Raw genomic sequence first — 14,761 nt, 5'->3', positions numbered from 1 at the left:
AGCGTCTAAAATTACTTAGCCGCTTGCTTTAGCAGTTGAGCTACGCGATCAGAAACAGTTGCACCCTGGCTTTTCCAGAATTCAACACGCTCAAGATCAACACGCAGGCTTTCTTCTTGGCCACGAGCAACAGGGTTAAAGAAACCTACGCGCTCAAGGAAGCGACCGTTACGAGCGCTACGTGAATTAGTTACTGTCAAGTGGTAGAACGGACGCTTTTTAGAGCCGCCACGAGCAAGACGAATGGTTACCATTGCCTTTTTATCCTATGTTCGGAGTTCTCAAAATTTTGCTACAGACTTTCAGATACGGCCATTTAGGCCCGAAAGGCGGCATATTCTAAGTGAAAACACCGTCATAGGGAACCAAAAAAGCACAATATTCCATACAACTGCTCTTTTCATTGAAGTTGATGGATCTGTCAGCCTGAAAATGTGGACGCTATTGTAGGCACCCCAATACTAAACGCAAGTACTGTGAGCGCTTTTTTACAGTTCTGGAGCCTGAATACACAAAAAACCAGCAAATAGTTTAAATTTGCTGGTTTTAAGCTCTATCTTTCAGCGACTTTTTTCACACGTAAATTACATGCGAGGAAAGTTCCCTCCCCCCATGCTTGGTGGCAACATACCACCTAAACCACGCATCATTTTACCCATACCGCCTTTGGTACTGAATTTTTTCATCATCTTTTGCATTTGCTTGTGCTGTTTTAGCAAACGATTTAAATCTTGAATCTGTAGACCTGAACCAGCACAGATACGACGTTTTCTAGATCCAGAGATCAAGTCAGGCTTTTGACGCTCTTCTGGCGTCATAGAGTTGATCAAAGCTTCTAGCTTACCCATCTCTTTTTCAGCCGCACCACTTTTGGCAACCTCAGCCATCTGCCCCATACCTGGCAGTTTATCAATTAGGCCAGCCATACCGCCCATATTTTTCATCTGTTGCAGCTGGTCACGAAAGTCTTCAAGATCAAAGCCTTTGCCTTTTTTGACTTTATTGGCCAGTTTCTCAGCTTTATTTTTATCAATTTGCTGTTCGGCTTGTTCTATCAGGGACAGAATATCGCCCATTCCCAAGATACGAGAAGCAACACGATCAGGGTGGAATGGCTCTAAGGCATCTACCTTTTCGCCCATACCCATGAATTTGATCGGTTTGCCTGTGATATGACGCACAGACAACGCTGCACCGCCTCGCGCATCACCATCTGCTTTAGTTAAAATCACACCTGTTAGTGGTAGCGCATCATTAAAGGCTTTAGCTGTGTTCGCCGCGTCCTGACCTGTCATAGCATCAACTACAAACAGCGTTTCAACTGGCTTGATACCCGCATGTAGCTGCTGAATCTCACCCATCATATCGACATCAACGTGAAGACGACCGGCGGTATCCACGATCACCACATCAAAGAATTTGATTTTGGCGTGAGTAATAGCAGCATTGGCAATATCTAGAGGCTTCTGCTCGATAGAGCTTGGGAAAAACTCAACCCCCACTTCTCCTGCCAAGGTTTCCAACTGTTTGATCGCAGCTGGACGATAAACGTCAGCACTGACCACCAGCACTTTTTTCTTCTCACGCTCACGTAAGAAGCGCGCTAGCTTAGCAACAGAGGTGGTCTTACCTGCCCCTTGCAAACCGGCCATCAGAATAACGGCAGGCGGTGATGTGTGTAGGTTAAGCGATTCGTTCGCCTCTCCCATGATCAGCTCAAGCTCTTGCTGAACAATTTTCACAAACTGCTGACCAGGACTTAAACTTTTGCTGACCTCTTGACCGACCGCGCGCTCTCTAACTTTCTCGATAAATGCCTTAACAACAGGCAGGGCAACGTCTGCTTCTAAAAGTGCTTTACGCACCTCACGCAGAGTGTCTTTAATATTATCTTCGGTTAAACGTGCTTGACCCGTAATGGTGCGTAGGGTTTTCGAAAGGCGTTCGGTTAAATTCTCAAACATCCACAGTTCCTTGCTGCGGGCAGTGCCGCAGAAACACAAATAATTGACGTAATTGCCACCATTATAACCAGTGCAAGGGCTTCGCATCTATGGGAAAAGCAACCTGAGTGCAAATGCGGCCTTAATCAATATCGGCAACAGCATTACCTGATGTGGATGCAGCAGACTGCACAATCAGGTACTATTCAGCCTCCAATTGACAACCAACGTGCTCATCCGTCAAGACTAACCTTGAGCACCGCGCCTTGGATACAGACTAAAACTTACCGAAGCAGGATTGTTACCTCATTATGGATGCCATTGCGTTAGCACTGATTGCGATCATTTTTTACCTTGCTGCCGCCACATACCAACTACTGACCTTGCAGCGAAAAGCACCTGTTAGATCCACTGTTATTCAGATATTAGGTGGTGCTGCAATTTTGAATCACGGTTTAAGCGTTTGGCTTGCAATGTTTCAAAGTGATGGCGTACATCTCGGTTTAAGTGAGATGGGATCACTGGCAACTTTTTCTATTAGCTTAATGCTGTTGATCAGTAGTTTAAGAAAACCTGTATTAAACCTTGTAATAGGCGTTTTCCCCATGTCAATGGCAGCACTGCTGTTTGCAATTTGGGGGCCTGTTTCTGCACCTACTGGATACCTAAAAACAGGCTTACTACTGCACATTGTCTTATCACTTGTTGCCTACAGCTTAATGGTAATTGCAGCCTTTCAAGCTGTATTGGTTGCCATCCAAAACTATCAACTCAAAAACAAACATACACGCGGTATTATTCAAGTACTGCCGCCATTACAGACAATGGAACGTTTGCTGTTTGAGCTGATCTGTAGTGGTCTTGCAACATTAACTTTAGCGATAGCCTCTGGTGTATTCTTCCTTGATAACCTTTTTGCTCAGCACTTGGTACATAAAACAATTTTAACCCTTATGTCGTGGTTAGTTTTTGCCATTTTACTAGCGGGGCATCGCTGGCTGGGCTGGCGCGGTATGACGGCTGTACGCTGGACTATCGGCGGCAGCTTTCTACTGGTATTAGGCTATTTTGGGAGTAAAGTGGCACTTGAAATTCTATTGAACTAAACCAATATCCGCTGTCGTAGTGTACAGATTATGGCAAGATGCCAAACTTAGCACTGCGGCTGTTAGCATAATGAATAATAGCGCTGTCCTTGACAGCCTTGGTACAAGGCTCTAAAACACAGACTCTGTTTAGAAAGGAAACAACGTCTCTTGAACGACACCCCCATAGGCATCTTATTAGGCCTGCTTGTATTTTTGATTATCTGCTCTGGTTTCTTCTCTAGCTCTGAGACCGGAATGATGTCATTAAATCGCTACCGATTGAGCCACCGCGCCAAAAATAAGGATCGTGCTGCACTGCGTGTAAGTCGCCTTTTAGAGCGCCCAGATCGCTTAATTGGTGTGATTCTCATCGGCAATAACTTCGTGAATATTCTGGCTTCTTCGATTGCCACGATTATTGCGATTCGCCTGTACGGTGATGCTGGTATCGCCATTGCTACAGCACTATTAACTTTTGTAATTCTGATTTTTGCCGAGGTGACACCTAAAACCTTAGCAGCATTGAATCCTGAACGCGTAGCCTATCCATCCTCTCTAATATTGGAACCACTGCTCAAGCTGATGTACCCCTTGGTACTGATGGTGAACGGCATTACCAATGGCTTACTCAAGCTGATGGGTGTGAACCAAAATGACAGTAGCAATGACCAGCTCACCCCTGAAGAGTTACGCACAGTCGTATTAGAAGCGGGCGCAATGATTCCTCGTCGTCACAAGACCATGCTATTAAGCATTTTGGATCTAGAATCCATGACCGTGAACGACATCATGATTCCGCGTCATGAAGTGCAAGGTATTGACCTAAACGACCCAATAGAGTCGATTCTTGAGCAAGTTCAGAACTGCCGCCACACACGTTTAGTACTCTACAAAGGCGACATCAACAACGTGCTCGGTATTTTGCACATGCGTAATGCTGCGCGCTTTGTAGCCAGAGCCAACCCAACAAAAGAGAACTTGCTTGCAGAGGCACGTGAACCTTACTTTATTCCAGAGACCACACCGCTACAAACACAGCTGCTACATTTTCAAAAACTAAAGCGTCGTATCGGCATTGTGGTTGACGAGTACGGTGATGTAATGGGCATCGTCACCTTGGAAGATATTTTGGAAGAAATTGTCGGCGACTTCACCTCACCGATGAATGGCCAAAATGATGAGATCAAGCCAGATGCTGGCGGCAATTTTGTTGTTGATGGCACCGCAAGTATCCGTGATATCAACAAATCCTTAGACTGGGCGCTACCTGTTGATGGTCCTAAGACATTAAATGGCTTGATTATTGAACAACTTGAATCTATCCCAGAGGCTCATGTTTGTTTGAAAATTGGCCCATACCGCTTAGAAACCATCGAAATCAGTGGTAACTTAGTGCAAAAAGTTCGTTGTTGGGCGCAGGATTAAACCTGCACCTTCCGCTTTATTAACCTTTAATCTGCTAAAAAGCCTGCTATTTGCTGATAAGTTTCAGCGCAGGCTTCTGGCACCATTCGCTCTAAGTTTAAATAGGCATGCAGCATATCGGCATAAGTGCTAAGTCGAGCTGAGTGGCCTGCCTCATTTAACTTCTGCCAAAACGATACCGCCTCATCCCTAAGTGGATCAAAGCCAGCATTGATAATTAGCACTTCTGGAAAATCATGTGGTACGACCATATTCAATGGCGAAATTGAGGCCGGTTCAGCCCTACCTTGTAGATACTGTTCAAAATACCAACGCATGCGCTCAGCCGTCAGCAAATAGCCCTCTGCAAACAAGCGAACTGACTCGGTATCCATTCGATAATCAAGGCTTGGATAGAGTAAAACTAGCTTCTCTATTTTTGGCAAATCGGCCTCTGAGCTTTGTAGGCACAAAGTTGCAGCCATAGCACCGCCACCAGAGTCCCCCATTAAATGAATAGGTAGGTCAGCTGGCAAGCCAAATTCAACCAACAGATCAGGTAACGCAGCACGTATTGTTTGTAGATCATTCAGGCCACTAGGCCAAGGATGCTCAGGTGCTAGCCTATATTCAATCGCTAATACAGCCTGTTTTGTAGCTGCGGCTAGACGTCGGCAGATCGGCTCATAAACCTCAATACTGCCGGCCATATGACCGCCACCATGAACAAAAACAAGTACCGACTTAGGGCATGTTTCCTCTGCCTGATAGTAACGCAGAGGAATTTCGTCCCTTACGCTTTTATGCAACAGATCCCGCACAATATGTAGCTCTGGGCCATCCGTAACAAAGTGCTGCGTCATAGCTGCCAAGCCCTGACGCGCACTTTCTGGTGTGGGCTTAGCCGCCTCTGTAGTTAGCTCAGCCATCAGTTGGTTCACTTGCTGACGCCACGCTTCAAGTTTTGGGTGAAGTGTTTGTTGATTCACAGACAGATCCTTTTTGATTCAGTGAAAATATTAAACTGCCTCACAGTCTGCCAGAGACCGATAGCATAACAAAGTAAGCATTTACAGCTACCAACCTTATCCTTACCATTATTAAGCCCTTTATTGATCAGGATAGAATATGCCGCCTGCTTCTCTTCGTCTTCGTCTTCGTTGTTATCAGCTTTTAGATGGTGAAAATGCCACAACCTTTGTGGGTAAAATTGTAAATGGTTTTCTGATTGCTTTAATTATTCTAAATGTAATCGTGGTTATCATTGAGTCTATACCCGAAATAAACCAAGAATACGGTGGCTATTTTGCTATTTTAGAGCTGTTTTCAGTGGCGATATTCACTCTAGAGTACCTAGCAAGAGTTTGGATGAGTGTAGAAAGCCCGAAGTTTGGAAAGGGCTTCAAAGGGCGATGACGCTACATGTGTAGCCCTATTGCGATAATTGATCTGATTGTAATCCTACCTTTTTACCTTTCGTTGTTTATCAGTATTGACCTACGCTACTTGCGCTTGCTACGCCTGTTACGCTTATTAAAGCTCTCTCACTATATCCGCAGTATGGATGTTTTTGTCAAAGTCATTACTTCTGAGCTCGCCTCTTTGGCTTCAGCAGTTTTTGCTGTTCTCGTACTGGTTGTATTGGCTGCATGTTTGATGTTTACCCTAGAGCATAAAGCGCAGCCTGATCAATTTAAAACCGTGCTAGATGCTATTTGGTGGGCAGTGGTCACAATGACGACTGTCGGCTATGGTGATATGACACCTATAACCGCAGGGGGAAAAATTCTGGCTATTTTGATCATGCTGCTTGGTGTTGGTACAGTGGCATTACCTGCGGGTATGCTAGCAGCACGCTTCTCAGAGGAGTTGCAAAATCGAAAGTCCGCAATGACGGCAGAGGTCATTAACGCATTAGAAGACGGCGAGCTAACAGAGCAAGAACAGAAGTTACTTAAAACCATGAGTCGCCAATACGGTATTTCTGAAGAAGACCTTAATCAAATCATTCACAACCAGAGACTAGAGTTAGGACACAAACTACATTGCCCTCATTGTGGAGAGAGTGTATTTGACGCTCCTGCCAAGTAATAAAAAAGCCAACTGTAGCTGCTTCAGATAATCAGTCTGGCGGAAAGTTGTGATTACTCCGCCAGTTCAACCCTATTTCGGCCATTATCTTTTGCCCGATACATCGCTTGATCCACCCTTAAAATAACTGAGTGGAAGCTATCTGATAATTTGTTGAACTGCCCAACGCCAAAGCTACAAGAGATACGATCCATACCTTCAAATTGCAGCCCATTAATTGTACTTCTCAACTTTTCAGCAACAGTCTGAGCGCTTTCTAATGAGGTAGAAGGTAAAATTGCAACAAACTCCTCACCACCCCAGCGCGCCAAAATATCTGTTAAGCGCATATGTTGACTGACAGTTTGGCAAATTTTTTGTAACACTAGATCACCTATAGCATGACCGTGGTTATCATTAATTTTCTTAAAGTGGTCAACATCAAAAAACAACACCGAGAACGTCTCAGAGCCATAACGCTTGACTCGATCAATTTCTCGTTGCAGCTCCAGTTCAAACTTCGCGCGGTTGTAAATTCCAGTTAGATGGTCGGTCACCGCCAACGCCTCAAAACGGGTTGCACGGATTTTCAGCGCCTTATTCATTTCTCTTAATTGGGTGTCGTGACTACGTACCATCTCTGACCAACGAGAATAAACCCGAGTAATTAACTCGCCTTGTGTAATTTGTCCAACAATGATGCCATCACGATCAACCACAATCAGGCGTTTGAACTTCTTCAACTGAATAAAATCCAGCGCCTGTTTAATAGAGGTATCAAAAGAAACTGTTTGAATTGGGCGGCTCATATAGTTCGCAATCGGCTGAGTCAGATCACAACCTTCACCAAAAAGCCTGATTACATCTTTAGTGGTGATTATGCCTACAGGTTTATCAACATCGTAAATCATGACACAGTCATTCAATAGATGATCCATAAGGCCAATTACTTCAAGTGTTGACTCACTTTGCTGTGCTTGCTTAAGGTGTTGATTAAGAATAATTTCACCAATGGCACGTTTCTCCAGCAACATTCTAGGGTCAATGCTAGAGATAATATCTGCGTAAAACACAACGCCGGTCAGATTGTCTTGAGCATCCGTTACGCATAAGCACTCTATTTCGTGACTCACCTCTTCAAGAATATCTTCTAACTTTGCTTCTTCACTTATAGAAAATATTTTGTCGTATTTGATCGACTTAATCGGCAGCGAAAAATCAATCTTTGCAACACGTAAGCGAATCAAATCACTGGCGGTGAGCAAACCAAAGCGGTGATGGGCATTGTCAGAAATGACAATAATATTGCGGTGATTCTCCTTATACATCAAATCCACTGCACATCCGATAGACTCATGTTCACTGATTTTAATCACATTCTTCTGAGCAATATCTTTTATTTTAGGTGTATTCAATGCGCAGGCCCTTTACAGGTGGAGGGGTGACGGAGAAAAACAGTCCGTAATTTATCGACTTAAGCACACCTCTGCAAGCCTCTATACTTTGCGGTATTGTTACGTATAGAGATACTCCGTTAGGTAAAGTAAACATGACCTCAACCCGCTGCTATGTCGGCCTATCCCAGTGGAACCATAAACACTGGCAACAGACTGTTTTGTCAGGTAATGGCAGCTTATCACCTCTATTTCGCTATAGCCGCTGGTTTTCTAGCGTTGAAGGTAATACGAGTTTTTATGGTTTGCCAGAGGCACAAACAATCAAGGATTGGTATGAGCAAACGCCAGAGCACTTTCGGTTTTGCTTTAAGCTGCCGCGTACCATTACCCATGACAGAAAACTGCAAGTATCACATCAGGAGTTACTGACAACCTTAGAGAGATTTGCCCTATTAAAAGAAAAACTGGGCATGATTTTTCTGCAACTACCCGATAGTTTTGGGCCAGAGCAACTGCCCGTACTTGATCACTTTTTGCGCGGCTTACCGGAAGAAATGCGCTTCAGCTTAGAAGTACGGCATCGTGGTTTTTTCAATAAAGATGAGTCAGAGCGACAGCTCAATAGCCTGCTAATTGAGCTAGGTATTAACCGCACGATGTTTGATACCCGCGCCCTATTTCAACATCCTGCACCAGATGCCGACACGCAGGAGGCCTTAAAAGCCAAGCCTAACTTGCCATTGCATGTGATTGCTACAGGGCAAAATCCAATGGTACGTTTTATCACCGCAAAAGATTGGCAAGGGACGTTGTATTGTTTGGAGCCGTGGATCGTGAAAATAAGCCAGTGGCTGCAAGAGGGGCGCTCGCCCTATGTATTTTTGCATACACCGAGAACAGTCATGCCCCAGAAGTGGCCGCTTATTTTGTCGAGCAACTGAATCGCGAGATACCGGATAAGGTGTTGTTTACGCCGTGGCCGGAAGCACCAGAGCAACGGCAAGAGTCGCTGTTTTAGGGTTAGCACCCAAGCTTAAAAAAAGCAGCCGAAGCTGCCTGTAATAAAATTGTTATCATTTCTAATGCTCACGAGCGAACTTGATTATAGAGCATTCATCCTTAGCATTTGCCGTTTCAATTCCGAGTTCACTCAATTTGTCCTGAAACTTCCTGATATACCTTTCTAAACCTCTATCATTGACAGACTCAAAATCCAAAGTGAAAAGAAGATCTTTTGCATCAATATCCGCATCAACAAGGTGTTCTGCCTGGCTAAGCCATGAATCAGCATGCTTCACAGAACGCTCAACCGTGCTTTGATCAAACGCAATTGGTTTAATTCCACCTTTCAGGACTCCGCACTTCTGATGTACAAAAGGTAAAGAAATATTAATAAGCCCTGCATTGATCTTTGCTTCTTTATAAACATGATCGAGATTGACCTGTTTTAAGGTATTACGTAAGTTCTGCACCAGAATCGTCTCTCGATATTTTTTCGTATTAAAAGACCGACCTACAAAATGGTTATAAAGTTCATCAGTGGTTTGCTTTAGGCTGCTAGCCATTAAAACTCGAGTATCCGAAAAGTGAACGACCCCCCCCTTAGATCGGGACAGCTCGTTAAATATATCCTTCGCTCTAGTTCCACCTTCAATAGCCATTAACTTCTGGGTTCTGTCGAATTCTTTTCCCAGAGTGCTGATTATCTCTTTGTAAACAGACACTTCCATTCCTGTGAAAAACTGAGTCACACGACCAAACCTTGCAGGTGCCAAACGAAACTCAAGTTGAGAAGTTGAAGGACAAAAAAGCAAAATGCCGATATTGGCGAACTCTCCAGTTTCTAGAAACGGCATAAAACGCACAATTTTGTACTGACAAGCAAACTTTTTCATATTAAGTCCCCCCAAAAAGCGTCTGAACTCCCTTCTCTGAGAATTTCTGTTATAAAGTCGATCAAAGGCTCAGCTGCGGCAGAATGCTCCAACCACTCTTCTGGGATCTGTTCAATCCACACATTTAAATCACGCTCGGCAGATTTCATACGAGCCAAGTATTCAGCTTTATCTGCAAGATCAATAGGGTAAGCCTTTACCGAACTCCGAAACACATGATTGGACATTTGATCAATCGAAAATTTATCATCAAAAGCCAAGTTAAAATCGATGACCTGAAGCAACTGCGTTGATGACTGTATCAATAGATTTACATTCCCGCCATTAGGTCCCAAATTCCTATCTGAGTTTCTTACCCAAAGATCAAAAACGAATATGTCACGTTGTAATTTCAGAGGGATATTAGAAACATTAGACAGCGTCAATGTTTCACACGGCGCAACTGACTTTGATGCAAATACGTTCTCAAAATCAAGATCTCTGAGCCAAAAAGGGTCATCGATGACAGCCTTCAGCTCGGGGTCAAGATAAAGCAGAAGGCTGTCTGGAACTGGCAAACCAAATGCAATTGCTAACTTACTGGCAATCCACTCTCGGACAAGCCCTAAAACCGTTGAGTTTGACCCTTTTATAAAATACAGCTGTTCGTCCTCAGCTCTACAAATAAATGGTTGCAGAAACCCCTGACTCAAAGCGCACCTTTCAAGAATCTCTTTTATTTGCATCCTGCGATAACCCCTTTTCTAAGGGAATCTATCTTGACAGTACTCGAAACAATAATCGACAAAAAAGGCAGCCGAAGCTGCCTTTTTTGTGCCGAATGGGTCAGGTATTAACCCACCCAAACTCGCGCATTGCGGAACATACGCATCCAAGCGCCATCTTCGCTCCACTCATCCGGTGCCCAAGAGTTGGTTACCGCACGGTAAACACGCTCTGGGTGCGGCATCATGATGGTCACACGACCGTCAGTGGTGGTCACACCTGAAACACCCGCTGGCGAACCATTCGGGTTTGCAGGATAGGTTTCAGTCACTTTGCCGTAGTTATCCACATAGCGCAGCGCCAGTGCATCGCTGTCAAGCAGGTCGTCTAAGTGCTGTTCGTTACGGAACTCTGCACGACCTTCACCATGAGCAATGGCGATTGGCATACGAGAACCTGCCATGCCTTGCAGGAAGATCGACGGGCTGTCTTGTACTTCAACCATCGCCACACGGCCTTCGAACTGCTCTGACTGGTTACGTACAAAGCGCGGCCAGTGATTGGCACCCGGAATCAGCTCGTGCAAGTTAGACAGCATCTGACAACCGTTACACACGCCTAAGGTAAAGGTGTCTTCGCGGTGGAAGAAGTTGTAGAACTGCTCACGAGCAACCGCGTTAAACAGAATACTCTTCGCCCAGCCTTCACCTGCACCTAGTACGTCGCCGTAAGAGAAGCCGCCACAAGCCACTAAACCACGGAACTGATCTAAGGTGACACGACCAGACAGAATGTCGCTCATATGCACGTCAACCGCTGCGAAGCCTGCACGATCAAAGGCTGCGCCCATTTCGATTTGGCCGTTCACACCTTGCTCACGCAGAATCGCCACTTTTGGACGGTTGCCGGAGGCAATCAGTGGGGCTGCAATGTCTTCGTTCACATCGTAAGTCAGATCCGCGTGCAGACCCGGATTGGTTGAATCCAGTATGCCATCGAACTCTTCCAGTGCGCACTCTGCATTATCACGCATCGCTTGAATGCGGTAGCTGGTTTCGCTCCACTTGCGCTGATAGTTCACGCGGGCATTTTCAAGTACCGCTTCGCCATCGTAGGTGAAGCGAATCCAATCTTCGTCGTTCAAACCACCAATCACTGAAACGCAGTCGCCTAAACCTGCTGCTTCGAATTGTGCTAGCACTTCTTCAGTATCTGTTTGGCTGATCTGTACCACTGCACCTAATTCTTCATTGAATAGGCTAGCAAGTACGTCTTGGGTCGAATCACTATCTGCAACCAGATCAAGTTTGATGTTCAAACCAGTGTGGCCTGCAAACGCCATTTCGCAAACGGTCGCAAATAAACCACCGTCTGAACGGTCATGGTAGGCCAATAACTTACCGTCTTGGTTCAGACCTTGGATCACCGCGAAGAACGCTTTTAGGTCTTCGGCATCATCAAGGTCTGGTGCTTGGTTACCCACTTGGTTAAACACTTGCGCTAACGCTGAGCCACCTAAGCGGTTCTGGCTGCGGCCAAGATCAATCAGTAATAGATCGGTCTCGCCTTTGTCAGTACGCAGCTGCGGCGTCAATGTTTTACGGGCATTCAATACGGGAGCAAAACCTGTAATCACCAAAGATAGGGGTGAAGTAACCGCTTTTTGCTCGCCGTTATCATCCCAAACAGTGCGCATCGACATCGAGTCTTTGCCCACAGGAATCGCGATACCCAGTTCTGGCGCTAACTCCATACCCACCGCTTTAACAGTATCAAACAGGGCTTGGTTTTCACCATTATGGTTGGCAGCCGACATCCAGTTAGCCGACAGTTTAATGTCGCCCATCTTCTCGATATTTGCTGCCGCCAAGTTGGTAATAGCCTCTGCAACAGCCATACGGCCAGAAGCAGCTGGGTTGATCAGCGCCAGCGGAGTACGCTCGCCCATTGCCATCGCCTCACCCGTAATCGAGTCTTGAGTCGTGGTGGTTACGGCTAAATCCGCAACAGGCACTTGCCAAGGGCCAACCATTTGATCACGCGCCACCATTGCGGTGATCGAACGGTCACCAATGGTGATCAGGAACGATTTACTCGCCACTGAAGGTAACTGTAGTACGCGCTTGGCCGCTTCTTTCAGTGTCACCGCAGACAGATCTAAAGCAGGCAGTTCCGGATTAACGCGGTTAAATTCGCGGTGCATTTTAGGCGGTTTGCCAAACAAGACGCTCATCGGCAGGTCAACGGGTTCATTGCTGAAAACCGTATCTTGAACGGTCAGATGCATCTCTTCAGTGGCTTCACCAACGATTGCAAATGGACAACGCTCACGGGCGCAGATCGCTTCAAATCGAGCCAAATTCTCAGGAGAAACGGCCATTACATAGCGTTCCTGAGATTCGTTACACCAAATCTCTAGCGGGCTCATGCCCGGCTCGTCATTCAACACTTTACGAAGGTTAAACTGACCACCACGTTCGCCATCTTTAACCAGCTCAGGCAGTGCGTTAGATAAACCGCCCGCGCCCACGTCATGGATAAAGCTGATTGGGTTGCGATCACCCAATTGCCAACACTGGTCGATTACTTCCTGACAGCGGCGCTCCATTTCTGGGTTTTCACGCTGTACAGACGCAAAGTCTAAATCTTCAGAACTAGCACCCGTTGCCATTGATGAGGCCGCACCGCCGCCTAAGCCGATCAACATCGCTGGGCCGCCCAGTACAATCAGCTTAGCGCCAACAATAATTTCGCCTTTTTCAACGTGGTCTGCACGGATGTTACCCATTCCGCCTGCTAGCATAATAGGCTTGTGGTAACCCCACATCTCTTCGCCATTAACGCCCGTTGCTTTCTCTTCAAAGGTACGGAAGTAACCATTCAGGTTCGGGCGACCAAACTCATTGTTGAACGCCGCGCCACCTAGTGGGCCTTCAATCATAATGTCTAAGGCCGACACAATGCGCTCAGGCTTGCCGTAGTTGCCTTCCCAAGGTTGTTTTAGCTCAGGGATATTCAGGTTAGAAACTGTAAAACCAGTTAAACCTGCTTTTGGCTTAGAACCACGACCTGTTGCACCTTCATCACGAATTTCACCGCCAGAACCTGTCGCAGCACCAGGGAATGGTGCGATAGCGGTTGGGTGGTTGTGGGTTTCAACTTTCATCAATAGATGAACTGGCTCGCTGTTTTTGCCATAGACCTTGGTTTCAGGATCTGGGAAAAAGCGATTGGCCACAGGGCCAACAATCACAGATGCGTTGTCTTTATAAGCCGACAATACGTTCTCTGGACTTTGTTGGTAGGTGTTTTTGATCATGCCGAACAGAGATTTCTCTTGGGCAACACCGTCAATAGACCAGCTCGCATTAAAAATCTTATGACGACAGTGTTCAGAGTTAGCCTGTGCAAACATCATCAGTTCGATGTCGTTTGGATTACGGCCCAGCTCGACAAAGCTGGTGACTAGGTAATCAATTTCATCTTCTGCTAAGGCTAAACCCAAGCTCTGGTTGGCCTCTTCTAGAGCTGCACGACCGCGGCCTAGAATATCAATAGAGGTCAGAGGACGCGGAGACTCATGGCTGAATAAGCATTCAGCCGCATCTAGATCAGGCAAAATAGCTTGAGTCATACGGTCATGCAGCATCGCTTTAACCACGGCGACATCTGCATCGCTTAGATTGTCAGCTTGTACGTAATAAGCAATACCGCGCTCAATGCGTGAAATTGCCTCTAAACCACAGTTGTGGGCAATATCCGTTGCTTTAGATGACCAAGGTGAAATTGTACCGGGACGCGGTACAACCAAAAACAGCACTCCAGAGGACTCCTTTGCTTCAGCGGTTGGGCCGTAGCGCAAAATACGATCGAGTACAGCCTGTTGCTCTGCACTTAGATCGGTGGTCAACTCTGCAAAGTGCATAAATTCTGCATTCACATCCTGCACAGCAGGCACTGCGGTTTTGAGTGCTTGACGCAGTTTACGGATTCGGAAAGCAGATAGGGCGGGCGCTCCACGCAACTTAAGCATGACGAAAAGAAGCCTCTTAAAAAATGTCTAAAACCAGAACTAGTTCTACTATTTAAGCAGATCAATTCAGATATGATACGGTGATACTATCCGTTGACCCACTGACAAAAAGCAGAAGGAATGAGGCTGCTAATAATACTGCAAACCTCATGATCAAAGCTAATTGAAGCGTGCATTTTCTGCCAATTTAAACGCTAACTTTACAAAAGATGTCAAAAAAAATGCG

At 45.8% G+C, this 14,761-nt stretch carries 12 protein-coding genes; 5 read left to right on the top strand and 7 right to left on the bottom strand.

Annotated elements, in window-relative coordinates; all coding sequences use genetic code 11:
• Positions 1-11: 11 nt before the first annotated feature.
• Positions 12-254, bottom strand: coding sequence for a 30S ribosomal protein S16 (gene rpsP / locus B5D26_RS03455; RefSeq protein WP_078744296.1), 243 nt, complete (start codon positions 252-254; stop codon positions 12-14).
• A 330-nt stretch (positions 255-584) separates the two neighbouring features.
• Positions 585-1,964 (bottom strand): signal recognition particle protein, encoded by a 1,380-nt coding sequence (gene ffh, locus B5D26_RS03450; RefSeq protein ID WP_078744295.1) that lies wholly within the window; start codon positions 1,962-1,964, stop codon positions 585-587.
• Between the two features lie 290 nt (positions 1,965-2,254).
• On the opposite strand from ffh, the gene B5D26_RS03445 reads away from it, so the two are divergent.
• A complete protein-coding gene (locus B5D26_RS03445; RefSeq protein ID WP_078744294.1) occupies positions 2,255-3,049 on the top strand; it encodes a cytochrome C assembly family protein in 795 nt (264 codons plus the stop codon).
• A 150-nt stretch (positions 3,050-3,199) separates the two neighbouring features.
• Entirely contained in the window at positions 3,200-4,456 is a 1,257-nt protein-coding gene (locus B5D26_RS03440; RefSeq protein ID WP_078744293.1) for an HlyC/CorC family transporter, read from the top strand.
• 26 nt (positions 4,457-4,482) lie between these two features.
• On the opposite strand, the gene B5D26_RS03435 is transcribed toward B5D26_RS03440, so the two are convergent.
• Entirely contained in the window at positions 4,483-5,424 is a 942-nt protein-coding gene (locus B5D26_RS03435) for an alpha/beta hydrolase (RefSeq protein ID WP_078744292.1), read from the bottom strand.
• A gap of 139 nt (positions 5,425-5,563) precedes the next feature.
• Here B5D26_RS03435 and B5D26_RS03430 point away from each other — a divergent pair, with 139 nt between their 5' ends.
• Positions 5,564-5,851 (top strand): hypothetical protein, encoded by a 288-nt coding sequence (locus B5D26_RS03430; RefSeq protein WP_078744291.1) that lies wholly within the window; start codon positions 5,564-5,566, stop codon positions 5,849-5,851.
• A gap of 6 nt (positions 5,852-5,857) precedes the next feature.
• Positions 5,858-6,526 (top strand): potassium channel family protein, encoded by a 669-nt coding sequence (locus B5D26_RS03425; RefSeq protein WP_078744290.1) that lies wholly within the window; start codon positions 5,858-5,860, stop codon positions 6,524-6,526.
• A 53-nt stretch (positions 6,527-6,579) separates the two neighbouring features.
• Here the strand turns inward: B5D26_RS03425 and B5D26_RS03420 are convergent, their stop codons facing one another.
• Positions 6,580-7,920, bottom strand: a complete 1,341-nt coding sequence (locus B5D26_RS03420) for a diguanylate cyclase (RefSeq protein WP_200810609.1) — start codon at positions 7,918-7,920, stop codon at positions 6,580-6,582.
• Between the two features lie 134 nt (positions 7,921-8,054).
• Between B5D26_RS03420 and B5D26_RS03415 the strand changes: the two genes are divergently transcribed.
• Positions 8,055-8,843 carry a DUF72 domain-containing protein gene (locus tag B5D26_RS03415; protein WP_078744289.1) on the top strand — a complete coding sequence of 263 codons (789 nt, stop codon included), beginning with the start codon at positions 8,055-8,057 and terminating at the stop codon, positions 8,841-8,843.
• 138 nt (positions 8,844-8,981) lie between these two features.
• Here the strand turns inward: B5D26_RS03415 and B5D26_RS03410 are convergent, their stop codons facing one another.
• The 3 genes from B5D26_RS03410 to purL all read right to left on the bottom strand — a co-directional run bounded on the left by B5D26_RS03410 (position 8,982) and on the right by purL (position 14,535).
• Positions 8,982-9,797, bottom strand: a complete 816-nt coding sequence (locus B5D26_RS03410; RefSeq protein WP_078744288.1) for a DUF3037 domain-containing protein — start codon at positions 9,795-9,797, stop codon at positions 8,982-8,984.
• Positions 9,794-10,522: a HipA family kinase gene (locus B5D26_RS03405; RefSeq protein WP_078744287.1), complete on the bottom strand. Its 729-nt coding sequence runs from the start codon at positions 10,520-10,522 to the stop codon at positions 9,794-9,796. The genes B5D26_RS03410 and B5D26_RS03405 overlap by 4 nt, the downstream gene beginning before the upstream one ends.
• 107 nt (positions 10,523-10,629) lie before the next feature.
• Positions 10,630-14,535 carry a phosphoribosylformylglycinamidine synthase gene (purL, locus tag B5D26_RS03400; protein ID WP_078744286.1) on the bottom strand — a complete coding sequence of 1,302 codons (3,906 nt, stop codon included), beginning with the start codon at positions 14,533-14,535 and terminating at the stop codon, positions 10,630-10,632.
• Positions 14,536-14,761: the final 226 nt, after the last annotated feature.

This window comes from Oceanospirillum multiglobuliferum, assembly GCF_900167095.1.
Taxonomy (GTDB): Bacteria; Pseudomonadota; Gammaproteobacteria; order Pseudomonadales; family Halomonadaceae; genus Oceanospirillum; species Oceanospirillum multiglobuliferum.
This window is presented reverse-complemented; position numbering and strand designations above follow the sequence as displayed.

Excerpts from the sequence above, each read along its gene's own strand:
- rpsP (WP_078744296.1), bottom strand. The coding sequence starts at position 254 with ATGGTAACCATTCGTCTTGCTCGTGGCGGCTCTAAAAAGCGTCCGTTC.
- ffh (WP_078744295.1), bottom strand. The coding sequence starts at position 1,964 with ATGTTTGAGAATTTAACCGAACGCCTTTCGAAAACCCTACGCACCATT.
- B5D26_RS03445 (WP_078744294.1), top strand. The coding sequence starts at position 2,255 with ATGGATGCCATTGCGTTAGCACTGATTGCGATCATTTTTTACCTTGCT.
- B5D26_RS03430 (WP_078744291.1), top strand. The coding sequence starts at position 5,564 with ATGCCGCCTGCTTCTCTTCGTCTTCGTCTTCGTTGTTATCAGCTTTTA.
- B5D26_RS03425 (WP_078744290.1), top strand. The coding sequence starts at position 5,858 with ATGTGTAGCCCTATTGCGATAATTGATCTGATTGTAATCCTACCTTTT.
- B5D26_RS03415 (WP_078744289.1), top strand. The coding sequence starts at position 8,055 with ATGACCTCAACCCGCTGCTATGTCGGCCTATCCCAGTGGAACCATAAA.
- B5D26_RS03410 (WP_078744288.1), bottom strand. The coding sequence starts at position 9,797 with ATGAAAAAGTTTGCTTGTCAGTACAAAATTGTGCGTTTTATGCCGTTT.
- B5D26_RS03405 (WP_078744287.1), bottom strand. The coding sequence starts at position 10,522 with ATGCAAATAAAAGAGATTCTTGAAAGGTGCGCTTTGAGTCAGGGGTTT.
- purL (WP_078744286.1), bottom strand. The coding sequence starts at position 14,535 with ATGCTTAAGTTGCGTGGAGCGCCCGCCCTATCTGCTTTCCGAATCCGT.